At 43.6% G+C, this 18,263-nt stretch carries 22 protein-coding genes and 1 tRNA gene; 17 read left to right on the plus strand and 6 right to left on the minus strand.

All coding sequences use genetic code 11. The annotated features are described in order from the left end of the window. Positions 1 to 2: 2 nt before the first annotated feature. On the plus strand, positions 3 to 326 hold the full coding sequence (locus tag MMAH_RS08610; RefSeq protein ID WP_013038165.1) for a DUF190 domain-containing protein: 324 nt from the start codon (positions 3 to 5) through the stop codon (positions 324 to 326). A 1-nt stretch (position 327) separates the two neighbouring features. On the opposite strand, the gene MMAH_RS08615 is transcribed toward MMAH_RS08610, so the two are convergent. The 3 genes from MMAH_RS08615 to MMAH_RS08625 all read right to left on the minus strand — a co-directional run bounded on the left by MMAH_RS08615 (position 328) and on the right by MMAH_RS08625 (position 1,974). Beyond that, entirely contained in the window at positions 328 to 585 is a 258-nt protein-coding gene (locus MMAH_RS08615) for a YhbY family RNA-binding protein (RefSeq protein ID WP_013038166.1), read from the minus strand. A gap of 62 nt (positions 586 to 647) precedes the next feature. Next, positions 648 to 1,355 (minus strand): RAD55 family ATPase, encoded by a 708-nt coding sequence (locus MMAH_RS08620; protein WP_013038167.1) that lies wholly within the window; start codon positions 1,353 to 1,355, stop codon positions 648 to 650. Positions 1,356 to 1,437: 82 nt separating this feature from the next. Further along, on the minus strand, positions 1,438 to 1,974 hold the full coding sequence (locus MMAH_RS08625; protein ID WP_013038168.1) for a MogA/MoaB family molybdenum cofactor biosynthesis protein: 537 nt from the start codon (positions 1,972 to 1,974) through the stop codon (positions 1,438 to 1,440). A 225-nt stretch (positions 1,975 to 2,199) separates the two neighbouring features. On the opposite strand from MMAH_RS08625, the gene MMAH_RS08630 reads away from it, so the two are divergent. Genes MMAH_RS08630 through pheS form a run of 5 tightly spaced genes read left to right on the plus strand, consistent with a single transcriptional unit; the run spans position 2,200 to position 7,411 of the window. Beyond that, positions 2,200 to 2,718 carry a 50S ribosomal protein L16 gene (locus tag MMAH_RS08630; RefSeq protein WP_013038169.1) on the plus strand — a complete coding sequence of 173 codons (519 nt, stop codon included), beginning with the start codon at positions 2,200 to 2,202 and terminating at the stop codon, positions 2,716 to 2,718. 26 nt (positions 2,719 to 2,744) lie between these two features. Continuing rightward, positions 2,745 to 3,353 carry a translation initiation factor IF-2 subunit beta gene (locus MMAH_RS08635; RefSeq protein WP_013038170.1) on the plus strand — a complete coding sequence of 203 codons (609 nt, stop codon included), beginning with the start codon at positions 2,745 to 2,747 and terminating at the stop codon, positions 3,351 to 3,353. Positions 3,354 to 3,385: 32 nt separating this feature from the next. Next, positions 3,386 to 4,576, plus strand: coding sequence for a radical SAM/SPASM domain-containing protein (locus MMAH_RS08640; RefSeq protein WP_013038171.1), 1,191 nt, complete (start codon positions 3,386 to 3,388; stop codon positions 4,574 to 4,576). 42 nt (positions 4,577 to 4,618) lie between these two features. Further along, positions 4,619 to 5,917 carry a tryptophan--tRNA ligase gene (locus MMAH_RS08645; RefSeq protein WP_013038172.1) on the plus strand — a complete coding sequence of 433 codons (1,299 nt, stop codon included), beginning with the start codon at positions 4,619 to 4,621 and terminating at the stop codon, positions 5,915 to 5,917. A gap of 18 nt (positions 5,918 to 5,935) precedes the next feature. Next, positions 5,936 to 7,411, plus strand: a complete 1,476-nt coding sequence (pheS, locus tag MMAH_RS08650) for a phenylalanine--tRNA ligase subunit alpha (protein ID WP_013038173.1) — start codon at positions 5,936 to 5,938, stop codon at positions 7,409 to 7,411. A gap of 1 nt (position 7,412) precedes the next feature. On the opposite strand, the gene MMAH_RS08655 is transcribed toward pheS, so the two are convergent. From MMAH_RS08655 to MMAH_RS08665, 3 genes are read right to left on the minus strand one after another with little or no spacing between them, the layout of a single operon-like run. Beyond that, the gene (locus tag MMAH_RS08655) at positions 7,413 to 8,522 is read right to left on the minus strand and encodes a DUF362 domain-containing protein (RefSeq protein WP_013038174.1); all 1,110 of its coding nucleotides are present in this window, start codon (positions 8,520 to 8,522) and stop codon (positions 7,413 to 7,415) included. An 11-nt stretch (positions 8,523 to 8,533) separates the two neighbouring features. Next, complete coding sequence (locus MMAH_RS08660; protein WP_013038175.1) at positions 8,534 to 9,103, minus strand: DUF531 domain-containing protein; 570 nt, start codon at positions 9,101 to 9,103, stop codon at positions 8,534 to 8,536. A 1-nt stretch (position 9,104) separates the two neighbouring features. Next, positions 9,105 to 9,587 (minus strand): GNAT family N-acetyltransferase, encoded by a 483-nt coding sequence (locus MMAH_RS08665; protein WP_157198724.1) that lies wholly within the window; start codon positions 9,585 to 9,587, stop codon positions 9,105 to 9,107. A gap of 95 nt (positions 9,588 to 9,682) precedes the next feature. On the opposite strand from MMAH_RS08665, the gene hpt reads away from it, so the two are divergent. The 11 genes from hpt (at position 9,683) to MMAH_RS08720 (ending at position 18,173) form a co-directional block, all read left to right on the plus strand. Then, a complete protein-coding gene (gene hpt, locus MMAH_RS08670; RefSeq protein WP_013038177.1) occupies positions 9,683 to 10,255 on the plus strand; it encodes a hypoxanthine/guanine phosphoribosyltransferase in 573 nt (190 codons plus the stop codon). After that, positions 10,242 to 11,225 (plus strand): diphthamide biosynthesis enzyme Dph2, encoded by a 984-nt coding sequence (gene dph2 / locus MMAH_RS08675; protein ID WP_013038178.1) that lies wholly within the window; start codon positions 10,242 to 10,244, stop codon positions 11,223 to 11,225. The genes hpt and dph2 overlap by 14 nt, the downstream gene beginning before the upstream one ends. A gap of 3 nt (positions 11,226 to 11,228) precedes the next feature. Further along, positions 11,229 to 11,834 carry an METTL5 family protein gene (locus MMAH_RS08680; RefSeq protein WP_013038179.1) on the plus strand — a complete coding sequence of 202 codons (606 nt, stop codon included), beginning with the start codon at positions 11,229 to 11,231 and terminating at the stop codon, positions 11,832 to 11,834. Continuing rightward, positions 11,831 to 12,607, plus strand: coding sequence for an exosome complex RNA-binding protein Csl4 (locus MMAH_RS08685; protein WP_013038180.1), 777 nt, complete (start codon positions 11,831 to 11,833; stop codon positions 12,605 to 12,607). Before MMAH_RS08680 ends, MMAH_RS08685 begins: the two co-directional genes overlap by 4 nt. Positions 12,608 to 12,630: 23 nt before the next feature. After that, positions 12,631 to 12,906 carry a DNA-directed RNA polymerase subunit L gene (locus tag MMAH_RS08690; protein ID WP_013038181.1) on the plus strand — a complete coding sequence of 92 codons (276 nt, stop codon included), beginning with the start codon at positions 12,631 to 12,633 and terminating at the stop codon, positions 12,904 to 12,906. Between the two features lie 23 nt (positions 12,907 to 12,929). Further along, the gene (gene pscS, locus MMAH_RS08695) at positions 12,930 to 14,090 is read left to right on the plus strand and encodes an O-phospho-L-seryl-tRNA:Cys-tRNA synthase (protein ID WP_013038182.1); all 1,161 of its coding nucleotides are present in this window, start codon (positions 12,930 to 12,932) and stop codon (positions 14,088 to 14,090) included. Between the two features lie 67 nt (positions 14,091 to 14,157). Continuing rightward, positions 14,158 to 14,229, plus strand: a tRNA-Gly gene (locus MMAH_RS08700). A gap of 125 nt (positions 14,230 to 14,354) precedes the next feature. Further along, positions 14,355 to 15,617, plus strand: coding sequence for a rhodanese-like domain-containing protein (locus tag MMAH_RS08705; protein ID WP_013038183.1), 1,263 nt, complete (start codon positions 14,355 to 14,357; stop codon positions 15,615 to 15,617). Beyond that, positions 15,614 to 16,576 carry an L-histidine N(alpha)-methyltransferase gene (gene egtD / locus MMAH_RS08710; RefSeq protein ID WP_013038184.1) on the plus strand — a complete coding sequence of 321 codons (963 nt, stop codon included), beginning with the start codon at positions 15,614 to 15,616 and terminating at the stop codon, positions 16,574 to 16,576. Before MMAH_RS08705 ends, egtD begins: the two co-directional genes overlap by 4 nt. Further along, positions 16,573 to 17,754, plus strand: a complete 1,182-nt coding sequence (locus tag MMAH_RS08715; protein ID WP_013038185.1) for an aminotransferase class V-fold PLP-dependent enzyme — start codon at positions 16,573 to 16,575, stop codon at positions 17,752 to 17,754. The genes egtD and MMAH_RS08715 overlap by 4 nt, the downstream gene beginning before the upstream one ends. Then, complete coding sequence (locus MMAH_RS08720) at positions 17,751 to 18,173, plus strand: SufE family protein (protein WP_013038186.1); 423 nt, start codon at positions 17,751 to 17,753, stop codon at positions 18,171 to 18,173. Before MMAH_RS08715 ends, MMAH_RS08720 begins: the two co-directional genes overlap by 4 nt. Positions 18,174 to 18,263 lie beyond the last annotated feature (90 nt).

Below are 18,263 nucleotides of genomic sequence, written 5' to 3' on the forward strand. Positions count from 1 at the left end.
TTATGCAATCAAAAATAATGACAATTTATCTTAGTGAGAATGATACATACAAAGGAAAAAATGCCCATCAGGCCATCATCGAATTCTTGCTTGAAAATGATGTTGCCGGTGCCACCGTGATCAGGGGTATCGAGGGCTATGGAGTACACAGTGTAATCCATAAAACAAGTATCCTCAGGCTTGGAATGGATCTTCCCATCATAGTACAGGCCGTGGATGAAGAAAATAAATTGTGTAATATCCTGCCCGAACTCAAGAAAATGGTTCCTGATGAACTCATTGTGATGCAGGATGTGGAAATCCTGGCAGGGCATAAAAGGGATTAATTTACCTGTAGAGGACTATCGCCCTTCCACGCACATCTATCAGGGTAGTGGATGTAAGAGAGGCCAGTTCCTCTGCAATTGAATCCATACTTTCACCGGGAAAACTTTTGAGGATTTTTACCTTGACAAGATGATTGGCTTTAATTTGTTTTTTCAATTCAGTTACAACCGCATCATCAATTCCCTTTTTACCCAGCGTGAGAATGGGTTTCAGGTGAGTTGCCTGTGACCTAAATTTCCTTATTTTATCCTTATCCATCAAATAACACCTGCCTATAGGGACCTGCATGAAGTATATATAACTAACTTAAAGAAAAGCATTCATTCATCCTTGATGCCCTGAATGGATATCAAACCATCCTCCACCAAATACTCAAACCAGGGAGTGGGTTTGGAGGATATGCCTACTGCACGTAGATAATGACTGCCGTTTTCTTCCTGCACCTCAATCATACCGTCGTAAAGTTGTTTTAAGGTAGCAATTGTGCGGGAGTCATGCATCTGGTCTTCAACTACGAATAAACCAAGTCCTTTTATGGCTTTGATTCTGCCTGTGAACACGTGCAAGAAACGAAATACAGTCTGGATATTAGAGTACATTAGAATGGTCGAGACAGAATTAATACAGAGGATATTATGGGATATTTGACGTTTCATCCAGAATTGTTCAAAAAACTGACTTATTCGAACACCTATACCCGTAAGGTCCACAGGACTTGAAGCACGTTTTATGTTATCAGTATCATCAGCCGCCATCCCCAGCGTCTTTGTCACACAATCCACAATCCCTATGTTGGATACAGGTAGGGTTTTGTCAAAGGAGGTAAACCATTCCAGGACATGTTCACCCGGTTCTCTTGTAGAAACTATGACCGAAGATTCTTGCCTTTTTAGACCGTTTTTAAGGATATGGTAGGCAACATCCTCCTTTCCACTCATAGGAGGACCTATTACCATCAGATTGCTTCCTTCACGGATTTCCCCGATAATACTATCCAGTTCTTCAATACCCAGTGAATAGGATGTCATATATTCCAGCCGAACTTTCTATTTTAATTTATTATATAAGGATAGCCCTTAATAACATTATTCCTGATAATACACTCAGTTATCATGATCTTGCATGTTTTACTATATGCCCTGCTTCAGGAATTATTATTTCCTCGATTGCAAGTTCCACAGCCTTTGGTGAACCAGGAAGGCAGAATACAGCACAACCCTGTATGATACCTGCAGTTGCCCTGCTCAATATTGTGGCAGATCCTATCTGATCCAGACTTTTAAGGCGGAAAAGTTCTCCGAATCCTTCAAGTTCCTTTTCAAATAGCGGGCAAAGAGCTTCTATGGTCACATCAGAATCAGACAAACCTGTACCACCGGTTGTAATCACAACATCGGCTCCATTAAATATCGATGATAAGACTGCTTTCCTTATATCTGCGATATTATCTGCCACCAGACTGTAGCACAATACATTGTTGTGAGCAGCCTTGAGAATATCTGAAATAAGTTGCCCCGAGACATCATCCACAGCAGAAGGGGCATCCGTGGACCCATATTTATCAAAACGAGAAGTTGAGATGGTTATAATACTAAAAGAATATGCTTTATCAGTTCCTTTTTTATGCTCTTTGGTGCTGGAGCTCATAAAAGAACATATAAAAACTGCATATATTATAATTCTGCTGCATACCCTTTACAAATACAACAAATGACCGATAAGACTTATAAACTACCAGACAGTATGGAGGGCAATATAAGATAGTACACCATCCCATCAATACATTAAAATATGTAAATCTCAATAAGAAACCAAAACTTTCGAGAATGGGATTATTCTACATCATTATCATTCCAAGGAGGCTTTTAGTCCATGACAAGAAAACCAGCAAGTATGTACAGGAACATTAAACAGCGCTCATATACACGCAGAAAGTACATGGGTGGTGTTCCGGGAAGCCAGGTAATACACTACGACATGGGAAATAAGACCGCAGATTTCCAGGTCAAGATGTCACTTATATCTGAAGAGAAATGCCAGATGAGGCATACAGCCCTCGAAGCAGCAAGGATATCAGCTAACAGACATATGCTTTCCAAAATCGGCCGTATCAATTACCATTTCAAATTGAGAGTTTACCCACACGAGGTCCTGAGAGAAAACAAACAGGCAACTGGTGCAGGTGCAGACCGTGTATCCAGTGGTATGAGAAAAGCATTCGGCAAAGCTGTAGGTACTGCAGCAAGAGTCTCTGCCGGGCAGAAGATATTCACTGTTTCTGTCAATAAGAAGAATTTTAAGCATGCCAAAGCTGCACTTAAAAGAGCAGGACAGAAGCTTCCAACACCAATAAGAATTGTTGTTGACGAAGGCGCAGAGCTGGTACAATAAAACCAGCTTTTGAGGAGGGAACACTTATGGAAGACTATGAATCCTTGCTTGACCGGGCAATGGAAAACCTGCCGGAAACCGAAACAACAGATGAACGTTTTGTAATTCCGGAACCCAAGATTTATTTTGAGGGAAAAACAACGGTACTGGACAATTTTGCACAGATCAGAAGTGTCCTTAACCGTGATGCAGATCATCTGATGAAATACCTCACAAGGGAACTGGGTACCGCCGGTAAGGTCGAAGGTGGCAAGGCCATATTCCAGGGGAAGTTCCCAGTTCAGGCCATCAAATCCAACATAAATGCCTATGCTGATGAATATGTTATATGTTCGGAATGCAACAGGCCAGATACGGAACTTGTGAAGGTTGACAGAGTCCTGATGATGAAATGCGCCGCATGTGGTGCACACAGGCCTGTCAAGAAAAGGAAAGCCACTGCACCTACCCCCGAATCCGCTCTTGAAGAAGGAAAGGAATACGAAGTAAAGATTGATGCTGTTGGTTCCAAGGGTGACGGAATCGCCAAGATGGCAAAATTCACTATTTTCGTGCCTGGTACTGCCAAAGGTGATGTCTTAAAAGTCAGGATTAAAAAGATCAGTGGAAACCTGGCTTTTGCAGAAAAGGCATGAAATCCCCGGCGCAATCAAGGAGCAAAAATCCAATGTCAGGCGGTGAAAGGGAACCGGGAATCAATGTATTTTCGATTCCCGGCCTAAACATTGACCTCAAAAATTCAAATGGTTCTCTACAGTTGAATTCCCGGGGCCAGCTTAAGTATGCCTGCTCACCCATCCTGAAAAAAATTAATGAAAGATTACGGGAAGAAAAACCCGTACATATGGGCAAGGACAGGGTGATTGCTTCTACCTGGCTGCCCCCAATCCCGAGCGGTCCTTTCAAAAGGCTCCTGAACGCTGAAGTACAGCATGCTTTGGGAAGACGGGTTCCTGAAACTGTTTCTTTTGAGATTACAAGACAATGCAAATGTAATTGTGATCATTGCATCATAAGTGGTGGAGAGGAAGATATTGACACAGAAACTGTCAAGAAAACCATAGATGATGCTCTTGATATGGGTGCATTTATAATTATTTTTACAGAAGGAGATCCTCTTCTCAGGGAAGATATTTTTGAATTAATAGATTATGTCGACAAGGAACGTGCAATTGTCAATATGTACACACCTGGAACAGACATGAATCCGCAGACGGCAAGAAAACTAAAACAAGCCGGACTGCATAATCTTCTGGTCAGCATATATTCAACTGATCCCGAAAAGCACAATGCGGTAAGAAGACTTGAGGGGGCATTTGATATGGCTACATCCGCCATTAAATACGGACTGGATGCCGGGTTATTAGTCACCATGTGCACACATGCCTCCCCAAAAAACATGGATGAACTCCCACAACTCTATGCTCTTGCAACACAACTGGGAGTGAGCGAATTTTCAATATGGGAAAGTGCTCCGAAAAAAAAAGGTGATGCTATTATATCACCTGAGGACAGGGAAAAAGTCCTTGAAATGCACCATAAAGCCAATTCCACAGAAAGCGGGCCCAGAATATTTACCAATACTTATTTTGAAGGTGAGATGCTGGGTTGCATGGCGGCTCAGCGCTGGATGCATATCTGCGTGGATGGATCGGTCAAACCCTGCCCATATATACCATTCAGTTTTGGCAACATACTGGACCAACAATTAAAAGACATCTGGAAGAACATGAAAAAAGCACCCCGATTTGAGTCAGGGGATGTATTCTGCCAGATGCAGATGCCACAATATCTTGAACTTGTGGAAAAGATTCCAGATGGAGTTATACCCCCATATCCATTTGACAAAATCGAATAAATAATAATGACAAAATAAACCAGATTAATCTTGAGGATATGCATGAATATGAAACTAGATCCATGGGGCTCGTCAAATATCGACGACTATTCGAAATTGTTCGATGAATTTGGAATTCAGCGTTTTGATGAACTTCTACCCCGGATCGAGCAACCCAGCGCTTACATGAGAAGGAAGATTATCTTTGGTCACAGGGATTATGACATGATAAGCCGGGCCATGAAACACAATGACCCGTTTGCGGTAATGAGCGGGTTCATGCCTTCCGGAAAGGTCCATCTCGGCGGAAAGATGGTCATGGACCAGATCGTCTGGCACCAGCAGATGGGTGGTGAGGCTTTTGTGGGTATTGCCGACAGGGAAGCATATTCTGTCAGGGGATTTTCCTGGGATAAATGTAAACAGATTGGAATTGAGGAATATATCCTTAGCCTGATTGCCCTGGGATTCGAACCAGAGGGGCATATTTATTTCCAGTCCCAATCCAAAAATGTAAAGGATCTGGCCTTTGAACTGGGTGTCAAGGCAAATTTCTCGGAACTCAGTGCAATCTATGGTTTCAATGGACAGACCAATATAGCACATATGGTCAGTGCCCTCTCCCAGAGTGCGGATATTCTCCAACCCGAACTTGAAGAATTCGGTGGCCCCAAGCCGACAATCGTTCCCGCGGGGGCCGATCAGGACCCCCACATGAGACTCACCAGAGGACTGGCAAACAAGATGAACATGTTCCTTATCGAAAAAAGGATGGATAAGAATAACACACCTTTTGTCAGCGTCCGCAGCAAGACCGCTCCTGCCGATGCGCTTGAAGAGGTTTCTGAAGCGTTGCCCTGGGATACAAAACTGTTCGAGGGGCATGTAGATATTTTTGGTGTGGATGACCTGACTAAACTTAAGGAAATCACAATGGAAGTCGAAATGAATAACGGAGGATATGGATTCCTTCCACCGGCTTCGACCTATCATCGCTTTATGTCCGGTTTGCAGGGCGGCAAGATGTCAAGCAGTGTGCCTGATAGCCTTATAGCCCTTACCGATGATCCGGATGATGCCGCACGCAAGGTTAAGAAAGCTAAGACTGGCGGGCGTATGACCCTGAAAGAACAAAAGGAACTCGGGGGACAGCCCGACGAATGTTCGGTCTATGAGTTACTCGTATTCCATCTTAGTGACGATGACGGGGAACTGGCACAGCTCCATTCCGAATGTTTGGATGGTAGCCGCATGTGCGGAAGTTGCAAAGGCCTGGCAGCAGAACGCATGGCAGAGTTTTTGAGAGACCACCAGGAAAAAAGGGAACTGGCACGCGAGAGACTTGAAGAATACGGGCTCTGATACTTAAAGGGAGATACTATGGAAGACCTCAATCTTACACTGAATGAAAAGGAAGTACTTCTCTTCCTCAAACAAAAAGGTACTGCAAGTCCCGGGGATATAGCCGATGGAACACCCCTGAAAATAGAGAATGCTACTCAGGCATCCTTTTTGCTTGAAGAGAAGGGTCTTGCAGAAGTTAAGGATGAAGTATCGGAAAAATATCGCCTCAGTTCAGAGGGTATGCAATATGCCAAAAAAGGCCTCCCCGAAAGACAGGTGATCAACAAGATCGACGGGCCTACTCCTATAAAGGACCTGCAGGAAATGCTTTCACCCCAGATGGTAGGAATTGCAACCGGATGGCTCAAGAGGAAAGGCTGGGCATCCATTGAGAAAGGAAATATCATACCTGCAACAGATATATCTGAAACCGATGACGAGATTGCCCTGGCAAAACTCGATGAGACAGCAGTTACCCTTGAAGAAACCGGCATTGACCAGAAGGTTATAAAGGACCTGGTCAAACGCAAACTGGTAGAAAAAGAAGAAACAAAAAGCCGTACTATCACAATTACAGCCGAGGGGAGAAAAATCGCTGCATCAGGCCTTGAACTCACCGAAGATATCACCCAGCTGACCTCCCGGTTGCTCAAGAGCGGGGAATGGAAGAACAAGACATTTCGCCCCTACAATATCGATAAACCTCCAAAAAGGGTTTTTGCAGCAAAAGTACATCCCTACCAGCGTCTGATAGACCAGATGCGCCAGATATTCCTGGAAATGGGATTCACCGAAATTAAGGGAGATATTATACAAAGCTCTTTCTGGAATTTTGATGCCTTATTCCAGCCACAGGACCACCCTGCCCGGGAAATGCAGGATACATTCCACCTGGAATCCCGTTCACAATTGCCGGGCGAATACTTGGAAACAGTATGTTCCATGCATGAAAAGGGCGGTGACATTGAATCCAGGGGATGGGGTGGCAAATGGGACAGTGATGTAGCAAAACGTAACGTGTTGCGCACCCACACCACCTCGGTCAGTATCAAACACCTGGCAGATAATCCAAAACCACCGGTCAAAGCTTTCTGTATAGACAGGGCCTATCGCCGGGAAACAATTGATCCCACACATACCCCGGAATTCGAGCAGCTGGAAGGTGTGGTAATGGACAGGAACATGTCCTTTGCCAACCTGCTGGGATGCCTGAAGGAATTCTATCACAGGATGGGATTCGAGAACGTCAGGTTCAGGCCCGGGTACTTCCCCTACACCGAACCCAGTGTCGAACCCGAGGTTTATATTGAAGAACTTGGATGGGTCGAACTCGGTGGTGCCGGCATATTCAGGAAAGAGGTCACTGAACCTCTCGGCATCAAAGAACCGGTTTTGGCATGGGGCCTGGGTGTTAGCCGCCTGGCAATGCTGAGATTGGGTTTGAAGGATCTGCGTGAATTATATCAGTCCGACATTGAATGGTTACGCAAAAGTCCTGTCTGCAAGCTCTGATTCAAAACATCCGGGCCAGCAGCGACTTCCTGGATTTTACAGCCGCTGCCGGACACAATTCCCGGCAGCAATAACACAGTATACATATTCCAGCATCTATTACAGCGTGCCCATTATCCATATAGATGGCCTCTGCAGGACAATTTCTCACACATGCTCCACAGGCAGTACACTTATCAGCATCAATTTCCGGCCGGACCGTGAATAGGTGCCCTGCCTTTTGGATAAGCCAGGGAGGCAGCATTCTCAACAGGCTAAGACCCGGTTTTTTGAAAGGAACTGTAATCTCATCCACGTTTACACCGACTATTTGAGGTGAAATATCACCGTAAACTCTGGCTGCCACATGGTTGGAAGGTATTGAAAGAGGATCAAAGCCCATTAACTGTGCCGCAACCACATCCAGGGAAATTCCGTCTTTTGAGGCAAGGATTGCACCAACCTTAATTGGTTTACCTCTGGAGGGACCATCCCCTTCCATTCCCACAACTGCATCGATAATTGATAATTGTGGAGTTGCCACATTGTAAATATCCAGAAGAATTTCACTGAATATCAGAGGGTCTGCCATCGTATGTGCTTCCTTCCTGATGCGCAGGGGAACAGCACCGAACATATTTTTCACCGCACCGGTCATCGTTGTGAGTTCATGAGTCTTGAGCTTGGGCAGATTAATGATATAATCAGCATCCAGTACCCTGTCACTAACATATATCTCATTCAAGCGCAGGGGTTTTTCAGGTTTTACTTTACTAAAACCTGCAGTCTGGAAATTTACAACTTCACCCCCGCCCTCCAGAGCAGCCTGCTTTATACCGGATTTTTCAAGCGCTTCTGCAGTTGCTCCTGCAGATGTAATACCGGCACAATCTCCTACAACAGGAAAAGCATCCGCCTCCCTTACAATTTCACATACTGCACGAACAAGAGAGGGATGGGTTGTAGCCGCATCTTCTGGTTTCCGGGCAGCAAGCACATTGGGTTTAATCAGGATACGCATACCTGCCTTGATTTTATCAAAACATCCAAGCAGGTCGAGTGCCTCCCATACTGCCTGTTTGGAGGTGGAATAATCCATACAGTGAACTAATGCTACCCGGTCAGGACTCATTGTAGGAATTATCAGGAAAAGTGCTTAAAAGACTTATGGGATTTGTGGTTATTACTCTTTATTCCCTCAACTATGCCCATAATATAAGCAGGGATTGCCCCCATAGCCGTGCATGTCTCACAGGAAGTACCGCCACTACTTATATCAAGGTGGGCAGGGGCCTGTTTTATAATTGATTTTGGCAATCCTTTCCTGCCAAGTCCAACGAGGAACAGATAAGAATCTTGATGTATTATTCCCTCTGCAGCATCCATAACTGTCATTCTTTTAGATCCATCTATCCTGGAAGTGGTTGCAACAGGTTTACCAAAATGTGCCGGAAAACCTTTTTTTGGAAGGTCCTGTACAAAAAAATGGTGTTCTTCATTGAGTTGTTGCAGATAGGCACCTGATTCTCCTATTGTTGTTTTTTCCACAACGTACTTCACAAGTTCATCTTTTTCCATATCAAAAGGAAAATCAAAAAGGGCAAGGCTAAAGCCGAATATCCTGCAAATCGGGGCAGCCCGTGCAATGGCCCTATAATGGGCATCAAGGACCTTTATACGATCATAAGTATTGACAATTCCAATAGTCTGCATATTATTCTCTCCTCCACACCATCACATGCTGGTTGCAATTTTCCAGGTATTCACAGCATGCACAGTCATCCCACAATTCTTCTCTGGAAGGACTGATTACTTCAACAAAACCTGATTTACTGAAAAAGGATTTGGCCGTGGTTCTTGCATATACTGCACTGCTCAATGAGAGTTGCAGGGCACTTGAGACGAGCAAAGCACCTATTCCTTTTTTCCTGAATGAAGGGTGAACTGCAACACTATGTATCTCCTCAAAGTTATCCCTTACAAATGCTACTGTGCCCACTATCCTATCATCAACTTTTGCCAGCAGAAAATCTCCTGTATCCAAATCTTTTCCGTCGAGAAAATAGGTACAGAGCAACGAGTCTATTGCTGCCCGATCATCCGGAACAGCCTGGCAAATTGTAATATCCTGTGTAATATGCATGTTCTCTGAATCCTGTCCCTGAGGAAAAGGATTTTCTATAAATAGGTATTGCAAATATCATCCGCCACTTATAAATATAAATCCATTTATTCCTGCCTTCAATCTTCTTTCCATCAGGAAGACGATTCTTCTCATTGTCGGGGTATAACATGTTAGAAATACTCAAGAAATCCCTGAAAAAGGCCCCTATTGTAAAACGCGGTAAATACCCCTATTTCATACATCCGATTACAGATGGTGTACCTGCAATAGATCCCAAGCTGCTTGATGAGATCAGTGACTACATCATAGAGTACTCCGATATGGATGTCGACCGGATCCTGTCTATTGAAGCGATGGGAATCCCCCTTGCAACAGCAATTTCTCTGAAAACCGGCATCCCATTTTCTATCGTGCGCAAAAGGCAATACCAGCTACCCGGTGAAATAAAGATATCCCAGAGCACCGGATATTCTAAAGGTGAACTCTACATAAATGGTATTGAAAAAGGAAACAGGATACTGCTTGTTGATGATGTGATCAGTACAGGAGGTACCCTGCGCTTTCTGGTAAAGGCCCTGGAAGAAAAAGGCGTTACTATAAGCGATATAATCGTTATTGTAGGCAGGGGAGATGGCGTGCAGCAACTTGCAGGAGAGGGAATAAGGGTCAAAACCCTTGTGGATATAAATGTAAGTGAAGACGGGGTTTCAATACTGGAGGACACCGGTGAAACTAATTGAGAATTTTGACATTGACCTGGAATCCATTGTAAATATGGTTATTCAGGAAAAAGCCACAAAAGTAGGCCTCCAGCTGCCCGAAGGATTCAAACGCCAGGCAATGGAGATTGCAGGATATATAGAGGATAATACCGATGCAGAAACCCTCATTTCCGGCAACCCCTGCTATGGGGCATGCGATCTTGATGTGCAACTTATCAAAGATACCGATCTTGTATTCCATTTCGGCCATTCCAGACTCGAGCCCTCTGAAAATGTAGTTTATATTGAGGCACCCTCCCATCTCGATATAAGTGACGTGGTTTTTCAGGCTGCAGACAAACTTAAAGGAAAAAGGGTAGGCCTACTTACTACTGTGCAACACGTGCATAAACTGGAAGAAGTAAGGAAGATCCTTGAAGAAAAAGGATTCGAAACCATTATAGGAGAAGGAGATGGACGGATAGTGCATCCGGGACAGGTACTTGGCTGCAATTTTTCAGCGGCATATGACATAACCTGTGAAGAATATCTGTATATTGGCGGAGGGAAGTTCCATCCGCTGGGTATAGCCCTTTCAACAGGCAAACCTGTACTCTGTGCAAATCCGTTTACTTCATCCATCGAACACATCGATCTCAAGCAAATTATGAAAAAACGATATGCAGCAATTGCAAAAACCATGGAAAAAAAGAAGTTTTGTATACTGGTATCCACAAAACCCGGGCAGGAAAGAATGGAACTTGCCAGGAATATAAGGGACATTGCCAGAGAAAAAGGAAAAGAGGCATACATTGTAACAATGGATCTCATTACACCCGACCAGCTCCTGCAATTCCAGGCGGATGCATATGTCAATACAGCATGCCCCAGAATTGCAATTGACGAGGCAGGAAGATTCCCGGCCCCCATGTTAACTCCCCCTGAATTTGAAATCATACTGGGAATACGTGAATGGGAAGAACTGGTTTTTGATGAGATAAGGGAATGATAGATGAAACAGCGAAAACTCGAGATGCTACTGCAAAAGGTCAGGGGGTTTGATGACCCCGATCCTGCACTGGAACAATATGCCACACCCGCCCCTCTGGCCGCTGAAATATTACATTTTGCATACATGAAGGGAGATCTTGAAGATACAGTTTTTGATATGGGATGTGGCACCGGGATACTTGCAATCGGTGCCGCAATTCTGGGAACCCCAGAGGTCGTGGGATATGATAGTGACCCGAAAGCAATAAATGTTGCAAGAGAAAATGCCGTGTTGATGGGTGTTGAAGTTGAATTTGTTAATTGCCCTATAGAAAAGGTGAGTGGAAAAGCGAACACTGTTGTAATGAATCCCCCGTTTGGCGCCCAATGTAAGGGAAGTGACAGACCTTTTCTCTCAGCTGCTCTAAATGCAGGGAATGCCATCTATTCTATTCATAACAGCGGAAGTTTTAACTTTATAAGGCAATACATAAAGCCATCAGTTATTACCGAGTGGTATACTACATCTTTCCCGCTAAAAAGAACATTTAAATTCCATAAAAAAGATGTAGAACGAATTGAGGTAGAAATATACAGAATGAACTCCTTATCACATCATAATTATTGAAACTAAGAGGGATTATTATTAGGATACGCAACAAAAAGAAGGCCACTAGAAGGAAAATCAAGGGTTCTTCAAAGAAGGATGAAAAAGAAGAAAATCAAAATCCAAAAACTAAGGGCCAGCAAAAGGAAAAGAGAGAAGCTAGGGAGAAAAATACTGAAAACCTGAAAAAAGAGAAACCCCAGAAGCATCTCAAAGAAGAAGCTGAAAAGCACATTGAAGAGCAGTTTGTGCTGCCCGGTGATATTGTCGGTACTAACGAAGAGTATGAAGCCGGTGAAGGGACCTATACATTAAGAGGGAACATATATTCAACCAGGACAGGAAATGTTGAGATTGACAGGAAAAAACGTAGTGTTTCCGTGCGGGCTACATCCGAACTTCCACCTGTAATAAAGAAAGATGATATTGTAGTCGGCAATGTGGTGAATGTACGTGATTCAATGGCGCTTGTACAGATAGCAGCCATAAAAGGCCATGGTGAAAGGGAAGTCAACAATCCCGGAATTGCCGCCATCCACATATCAAATATCAAGGAAGATTACGTCAAGAACATAGCCAATGAACTTGCCCTTATGGATGTTGTTAAGGCAAAGGTGATTGATATTGATAGCATGCGCCTGAGTATTGCTGCAAAGGAACTGGGTGTTATGTCCGCAGTTTGTGGCAGATGTGGCGAAGCCCTTGCTATTGAAGAAGGAAAACTGAAATGTCCCGCCTGTGGCAGGATTGAAAAGCGTAAACTTTCCGCTGATTATGGAACAGGAATTATCTAACGCAAAGGGCCAGGAGATTTATTATGGAACTGAAGATCATTGAGAAAAAGGATGATGAAATACAAGTAGAAATCAAAGGGGAGAGTCACACCCTGCTTAATATGCTTAAGCATTTCCTGCTTGAAGATGAGCATGTGGATATAGCAAGTTACGATATGCTTCACGTAAGTATTAGTGAGCCGGTCTTCTATGTAAGGACCGATGGCAAAGACCCTGTGCAGGCAATCAGGGATGCAGCGGTGAAACTCACAGCAGAATGCGATGAGTTCAGTGGTGTTTTCGAAAAAGCCCTCGCGTAATCCGGCAGGAGATCTGGGCCAGTATGTCACTTGATGAAGATAAACTGAAAAAATTCGGTTTTATCGAAAGGGGACCAAAGGATGCCATTAATATTGACCCCCTGCAAACAGGAGGTATCCTTACAGAGGACGCCCGCAAAGCCCTGCTTGAATGGGGAGACGGTTATTCGATCTGTGATTTCTGTGGCGGAGTATTGGATCTTATCAAAAAGCCACCTGTATATGAATTTGTACATGAGGCCCTGCCGGAGTTCATAGGTACCGATGAAGTAAGAGTCACACATGGTGCCCGTGAATCCAAGTTTGCAGTAATGCATTCAATGGGCAAAGCCGGAGACACTGTCGTGCTTGACGGGCTGGCACACTACTCCTCATATGTCGCTGCACAGAGGGCAGACCTTGAAATAGAAAAGGTGCAAAGCTCCGGTCATCCTGAATATAACCTTGACCCTGAAGGGTATGCTCAGGCTATCGAGAAGGCTACCAGTCAGAGTGGCAAGCCTCCGGCACTGGCCCTTTTGACATACCCGGATGGCAATTACGGCAACCTGGCCGATGCAAAAAGGGTAGCAGATGTCTGTCATGAGTACGATGTACCATTACTTCTCAACTGTGCATATTCAGTAGGCAGGATGCCGGTAGATGCAAAGAAACTTGGAGCCGATTTCATTGCAGCCAGCGGCCATAAATCCATGGCATCCTCGGGTCCGATTGGCCTGCTCGGCGTGCAGGAGGAATACGCAGATACCGTTTTCAGGAAATCCTCTACAAACAAGAACAAGGAGATTGAATTGCTGGGCTGTACTTCCAGGGGGGCTGGTCTGATGACAATGATCGCCTCATTCCCTCAGGTCGTGGAGCGTACCAAACACTGGGACGAGGAAGTTACCAATGCCCGCTGGTTCTCGGAAAAAGTGGAAGAACTGGGACTTATTCAGGTAGGACAGAGACCACACAATCATGACCTGATGTTCTTTGAGACACCACCGTTTTATGAGATCTCAAAGACCGCCAAGAAAGGCAGGTATTTCCTGTACAAAGAGCTCAAGAAGCGCAATATCCACGGTATCAAGGGCGGCCTTACCAAATATTTCAAACTGAGTACCTATCAGGTTGGCAGGGACAATCTTTCCTATGTGATTGACTCCTTTGAGGAGATCATCGACAAATACACTAAAGAATAAGGGTCAGAAGGTTGCACTTTCTCCCACGAAACTTTTATTATCTACAGAGCCTATATATTTTTACCGAGCGGCTGTGGTTTAGTGGCTATGACCTGAGCTTCCCAAGCTTAGAACCCGGGTTCGAATCCCGGCAGCCGCATCCTTTTTTAAAACTCAATCGTTCATAGTATGCAATTCGTGTACACTAACATTATCCTGCATAAATAAAGAATTCTGCAAAGGCAAGCCCAAATAATATATAAAGATTTAAACCAATTGTACTCCATGGGTAAAATTACAACTAAACAGTTAGCAGAAGACCTGGACAACTATAAGGTAATTGATATAAGATCCATTGATGCTTATAATGGCTGGAAAGAAGCCGCAGAGGCAAGAGGCGGGCACATCAAGGGTGCAAAAACGCTGCCTTACAAATGGTTACACTATATTGACTGGATAGAAATAGTCAGGAATAAAGGAATTCTGCCGGAAGATTCTCTTGTCATTTATGGGTATGACCCACAGAAAGCAGAAGAGGTGGCAAGGCAATTTGAAAAAGCCGGGTATCCTGATGTAACTGTTTTCAATAATTTTCTCGAATGGGCAGAAAAAGATTTGCCCATGGAGCATCTTGAAAGATATGAGCACCTGGTTTCAGCGGATTGGCTTAATCAATTGATCACAACAAATAATGCTCCGGAATACAGCAATAATAAGTTCGTTATCTGTCATTCCCATTACAGGAACCTTTTTGATTATGATGAAGGCCATATTCCCGGCGCAATCCCTATGGACACAAACTCCCTTGAGTCTCCAGAGACATGGAACCGCCGCTCACCGGAAGAACTAAAAGCTGCTCTGGAAGAGGCAGGTATAACATATGACACAACAGTCATTCTCTATGGAAAATTCTCTTCACCAAATAATGATGATCAGTTTCCGGGAAGCAGCGCAGGCCATCTCGGTGCAATGAGATGCGCTTTCATAATGCTTTATGCAGGTGTGGAAGATGTCCGCATACTAAATGGTGGTCTCCAGTCATGGCTGGATTCTGGTTATGAAGTCACTACAGTTCCTTCTAAAAATGAAAAAGTATCTTTTGGAATTGACATACCTCAAAAACCGGAAATTGCTGTTGATCTTGAAGAAGCAAAAGAGATCCTTGCGTCCCCTGACAAGAACCTCGTAAGTGTCAGAAGCTGGAAGGAGTACATTGGAGAAGTAAGTGGCTACAATTATATTGAAAAGAAAGGAAGGATTCCGGGAGCGGTATTTGCTGACTGTGGAACAGATGCCTACCACATGGAAAACTACAGGAACCTGGATCATACCATGCGTGAATACCATGAAATTGCAGCAAACTGGAAGAAAATTGGGATTACTCCCGATAAACGCAATGCATTTTACTGTGGAACTGGCTGGAGGGGCAGTGAAGCCTTTTTAAATGCATGGCTTATGGGCTGGGATAAAGCAGCAGTCTATGATGGTGGATGGTTTGAATGGAGCAGTAACAATCTTCCTTTTGAAACGGGGGTTCCTGAAGAATGATCATAGAAGATTTTATGCCAAAAGTTGGAGAAAGTTCTATCAGGGAAGAGATGATCAATTGCCTGAGGGGAAATCCTAAAACACTTCCGTCCGTATTTTTCTATGACCATAAGGGTTCTGAATTGTTTGAGACTATCACTAATCTAGAAGAATATTATCCTCCAAAGATTGAGATTCCATTGCTCAGGTCAACTGCTCAAAAATTGAAACAAGAATTGAAAGACTGCGATCTTGTAGAGCTTGGAAGTGGAGATTGCTCAAAAATTTCTGTCTTTCTTGATGAAATACCAGAAGAGATTCGCCAGACTATAGTATACTATCCGGTTGATGTATGCAAACAAGCTATAGAGAAATCCGCCTGTAATCTTCAGGACAGATATCCTGAAATGAATATCCATGGGATTACTGCTGACTTCCTTGGGCATATTGAAAAAATCCCTGCAAAAAGGAGAAGATTCTTCTGCTTCTTCGGAAGCACAATCGGCAATCTTACTGAAGTACAGGCAATGCAATTCATGACAGACCTTGGCAACGTTATGAATAAGAACGACAGGCTTCTTCTGGGAGTGGACATGGTAAAAGATATTGATATCATCGAAAAAGCCTATAATGATGGCCAGGGTGTTACTGCAGAATTTAACAAGAATATATTAGAAGTTGTAAATGATCACATTAAAACTGATTTCTATCCAGAGGAATTTGTTCATGTTGCATTTTTCAATAAAAAATATTCCCGAATCGAGATGCACCTGAAGGCGAAAAAAGATCTGGAAATAACAAGCCCCCTATTAAAAGAGCGGATAGTATTCAGAAAAGGCGAGACCATCCACACAGAAAACTCTCATAAATATACTGTTGATGGCATCAATAAAATGGCAGATGCTGCAGGGCTTTCTGTAGAGAATATATTTAACGATGATAAAAAATGGTTCTCCCTTGCTGAAATGGTGAAACAATGACAGGTTTTGCAAAAGATTTCCCTATACTTGCACAGAAAGTCTATGGAAAACGTCTGGTTTATCTTGATAACGCGGCAACAACACAGAAACCAAACTCTGTGATTGATACAATATCTGATTTCTATAAGACTGATTACAGTAATATTCATAGGGGAGTGCATTACCTGAGCGAGAGATCAAGTGAAAGGTATGAGAAAACCAGAGAAAAAGTCAGTGACTTCATAGGTGCCCGCAACTCCAGTGAAGTGACATTTACTGCCGGAACTACCGATGCCATAAATCAGGTCGCACGTTCACTTGAACCTTCCTTAAGGGGAAATGAAGTCCTGGTAACCGGTGTGGAACACCACTCAAATATCGTCCCCTGGCAGATGGCAGAAGCAAAACTAAAGGCAATTCCGATGGATGAGGATTGCAATTTGCTGCTGGACTCTGTAGATATCACAGATAAGACAAAATTGGTTGCTATCAGTCATGTCTCAAATGTCCTTGGTTCTGTAAACGATATCAAGGAAATAACTGAAATTGCAAAAGACCATGATGTCCCGGTTCTGGTGGATGCTGCCCAATCAATACAGCATCTACCCCTAGACGTAAAAGACATTGACTGTGATTTTTTGGTTGCTTCAGGCCACAAGATGTATGCATCAACCGGAGCTGGGGTGCTTTATACAAACGATCGCTTCAGTGACCTCATGCCGGCAAAGGGCGGAGGAGGCATGGTTGATAAAGTAAGTCTCGAAAAAACAACATATCAAGAACCCCCGTTAAGATATGAAGCAGGCACACCGCACATTGCAGGAATAATAAGCATGGGTGCATCGATTGATTACATGCAAAAAATTGGTTTGGAAAAAATAGAAAAGCATGAGAATGACGTATATTCTTACGCAAGAGACAGATTGCTGGAAATGGATAACGTGACAGTTTATGGAAATACTACCCGGATGTGCGGGTCAATCTCCTTTAATCTGGATCAGGTCCACCATTATGACGTCGGCCTGATGATGGATAAGATGGGAGTAGCTGTCAGAACAGGTCATCATTGTGCCCAGCCATTGATGGAATCCCTCACAATAGAAGGGACAGTACGGGCAAGTTTTGCATTGTATAATACAAAAGAAGATGTGGACAGGCTTATTGAAGGGATTGAAAAAGTAGAGATGATGTACACGTGACAGATGCTATCCAGGATGAAATAATAGGGGAATTTGATGGCCTTGAATGGCTTGAAAAATATGACCTCCTAATCCGTTCGGCCAGAGAGCTTGAACCCATGGATGAAGAGTTCAGGACCGATGATAATTCGATAAGCGGCTGCCAATCCAGGGTCTGGATCAGGAGTTATAAAAAGGATGGGAAATTGATCTTTGATCTCGATAGTGATGCCATGATAACCAAGGGTATTATGGCCCTCTTACTCAGGGTGGTAAACAATCGGCATCCTCAGGAAATTGCAAACATTGATCTGTACTTTCTTGAAAAAACCGGATTGAAATCAAATCTCTCACCCGCAAGATCAGACGGACTGCGGGCAATCATCAAGAGGATTAAAGAAATAGCTCAAAATGAGGTTGGCCAGAGCAACTTTCAATAATGACATATAATTTCATAATACCGGTCATACAGAATTTGTATTTACAAAAAGTAGCAATAAAACAGCCAACAAAAATATAAATTATTAATC

It is taken from the genome of Methanohalophilus mahii DSM 5219 (assembly GCF_000025865.1).
Classification (GTDB): domain Archaea; phylum Halobacteriota; class Methanosarcinia; order Methanosarcinales; family Methanosarcinaceae; genus Methanohalophilus; species Methanohalophilus mahii.

Bases quoted from the DNA above. Each gene is read 5' to 3' on its own strand.
- MMAH_RS08610 (WP_013038165.1), top strand. From the start codon at position 3: ATGCAATCAAAAATAATGACAATTTATCTTAGTGAGAATGATACATAC.
- MMAH_RS08615 (WP_013038166.1), bottom strand. From the start codon at position 585: ATGGATAAGGATAAAATAAGGAAATTTAGGTCACAGGCAACTCACCTG.
- MMAH_RS08620 (WP_013038167.1), bottom strand. From the start codon at position 1,355: ATGACATCCTATTCACTGGGTATTGAAGAACTGGATAGTATTATCGGG.
- MMAH_RS08625 (WP_013038168.1), bottom strand. From the start codon at position 1,974: ATGAGCTCCAGCACCAAAGAGCATAAAAAAGGAACTGATAAAGCATAT.
- MMAH_RS08630 (WP_013038169.1), top strand. From the start codon at position 2,200: ATGACAAGAAAACCAGCAAGTATGTACAGGAACATTAAACAGCGCTCA.
- MMAH_RS08635 (WP_013038170.1), top strand. From the start codon at position 2,745: ATGGAAGACTATGAATCCTTGCTTGACCGGGCAATGGAAAACCTGCCG.
- MMAH_RS08640 (WP_013038171.1), top strand. From the start codon at position 3,386: ATGTCAGGCGGTGAAAGGGAACCGGGAATCAATGTATTTTCGATTCCC.
- MMAH_RS08645 (WP_013038172.1), top strand. From the start codon at position 4,619: ATGAATATGAAACTAGATCCATGGGGCTCGTCAAATATCGACGACTAT.
- pheS (WP_013038173.1), top strand. From the start codon at position 5,936: ATGGAAGACCTCAATCTTACACTGAATGAAAAGGAAGTACTTCTCTTC.
- MMAH_RS08655 (WP_013038174.1), bottom strand. From the start codon at position 8,522: ATGAGTCCTGACCGGGTAGCATTAGTTCACTGTATGGATTATTCCACC.
- MMAH_RS08660 (WP_013038175.1), bottom strand. From the start codon at position 9,103: ATGCAGACTATTGGAATTGTCAATACTTATGATCGTATAAAGGTCCTT.
- hpt (WP_013038177.1), top strand. From the start codon at position 9,683: ATGTTAGAAATACTCAAGAAATCCCTGAAAAAGGCCCCTATTGTAAAA.
- MMAH_RS08680 (WP_013038179.1), top strand. From the start codon at position 11,229: ATGAAACAGCGAAAACTCGAGATGCTACTGCAAAAGGTCAGGGGGTTT.
- MMAH_RS08690 (WP_013038181.1), top strand. From the start codon at position 12,631: ATGGAACTGAAGATCATTGAGAAAAAGGATGATGAAATACAAGTAGAA.
- pscS (WP_013038182.1), top strand. From the start codon at position 12,930: ATGTCACTTGATGAAGATAAACTGAAAAAATTCGGTTTTATCGAAAGG.
- MMAH_RS08705 (WP_013038183.1), top strand. From the start codon at position 14,355: ATGGGTAAAATTACAACTAAACAGTTAGCAGAAGACCTGGACAACTAT.
- egtD (WP_013038184.1), top strand. From the start codon at position 15,614: ATGATCATAGAAGATTTTATGCCAAAAGTTGGAGAAAGTTCTATCAGG.
- MMAH_RS08715 (WP_013038185.1), top strand. From the start codon at position 16,573: ATGACAGGTTTTGCAAAAGATTTCCCTATACTTGCACAGAAAGTCTAT.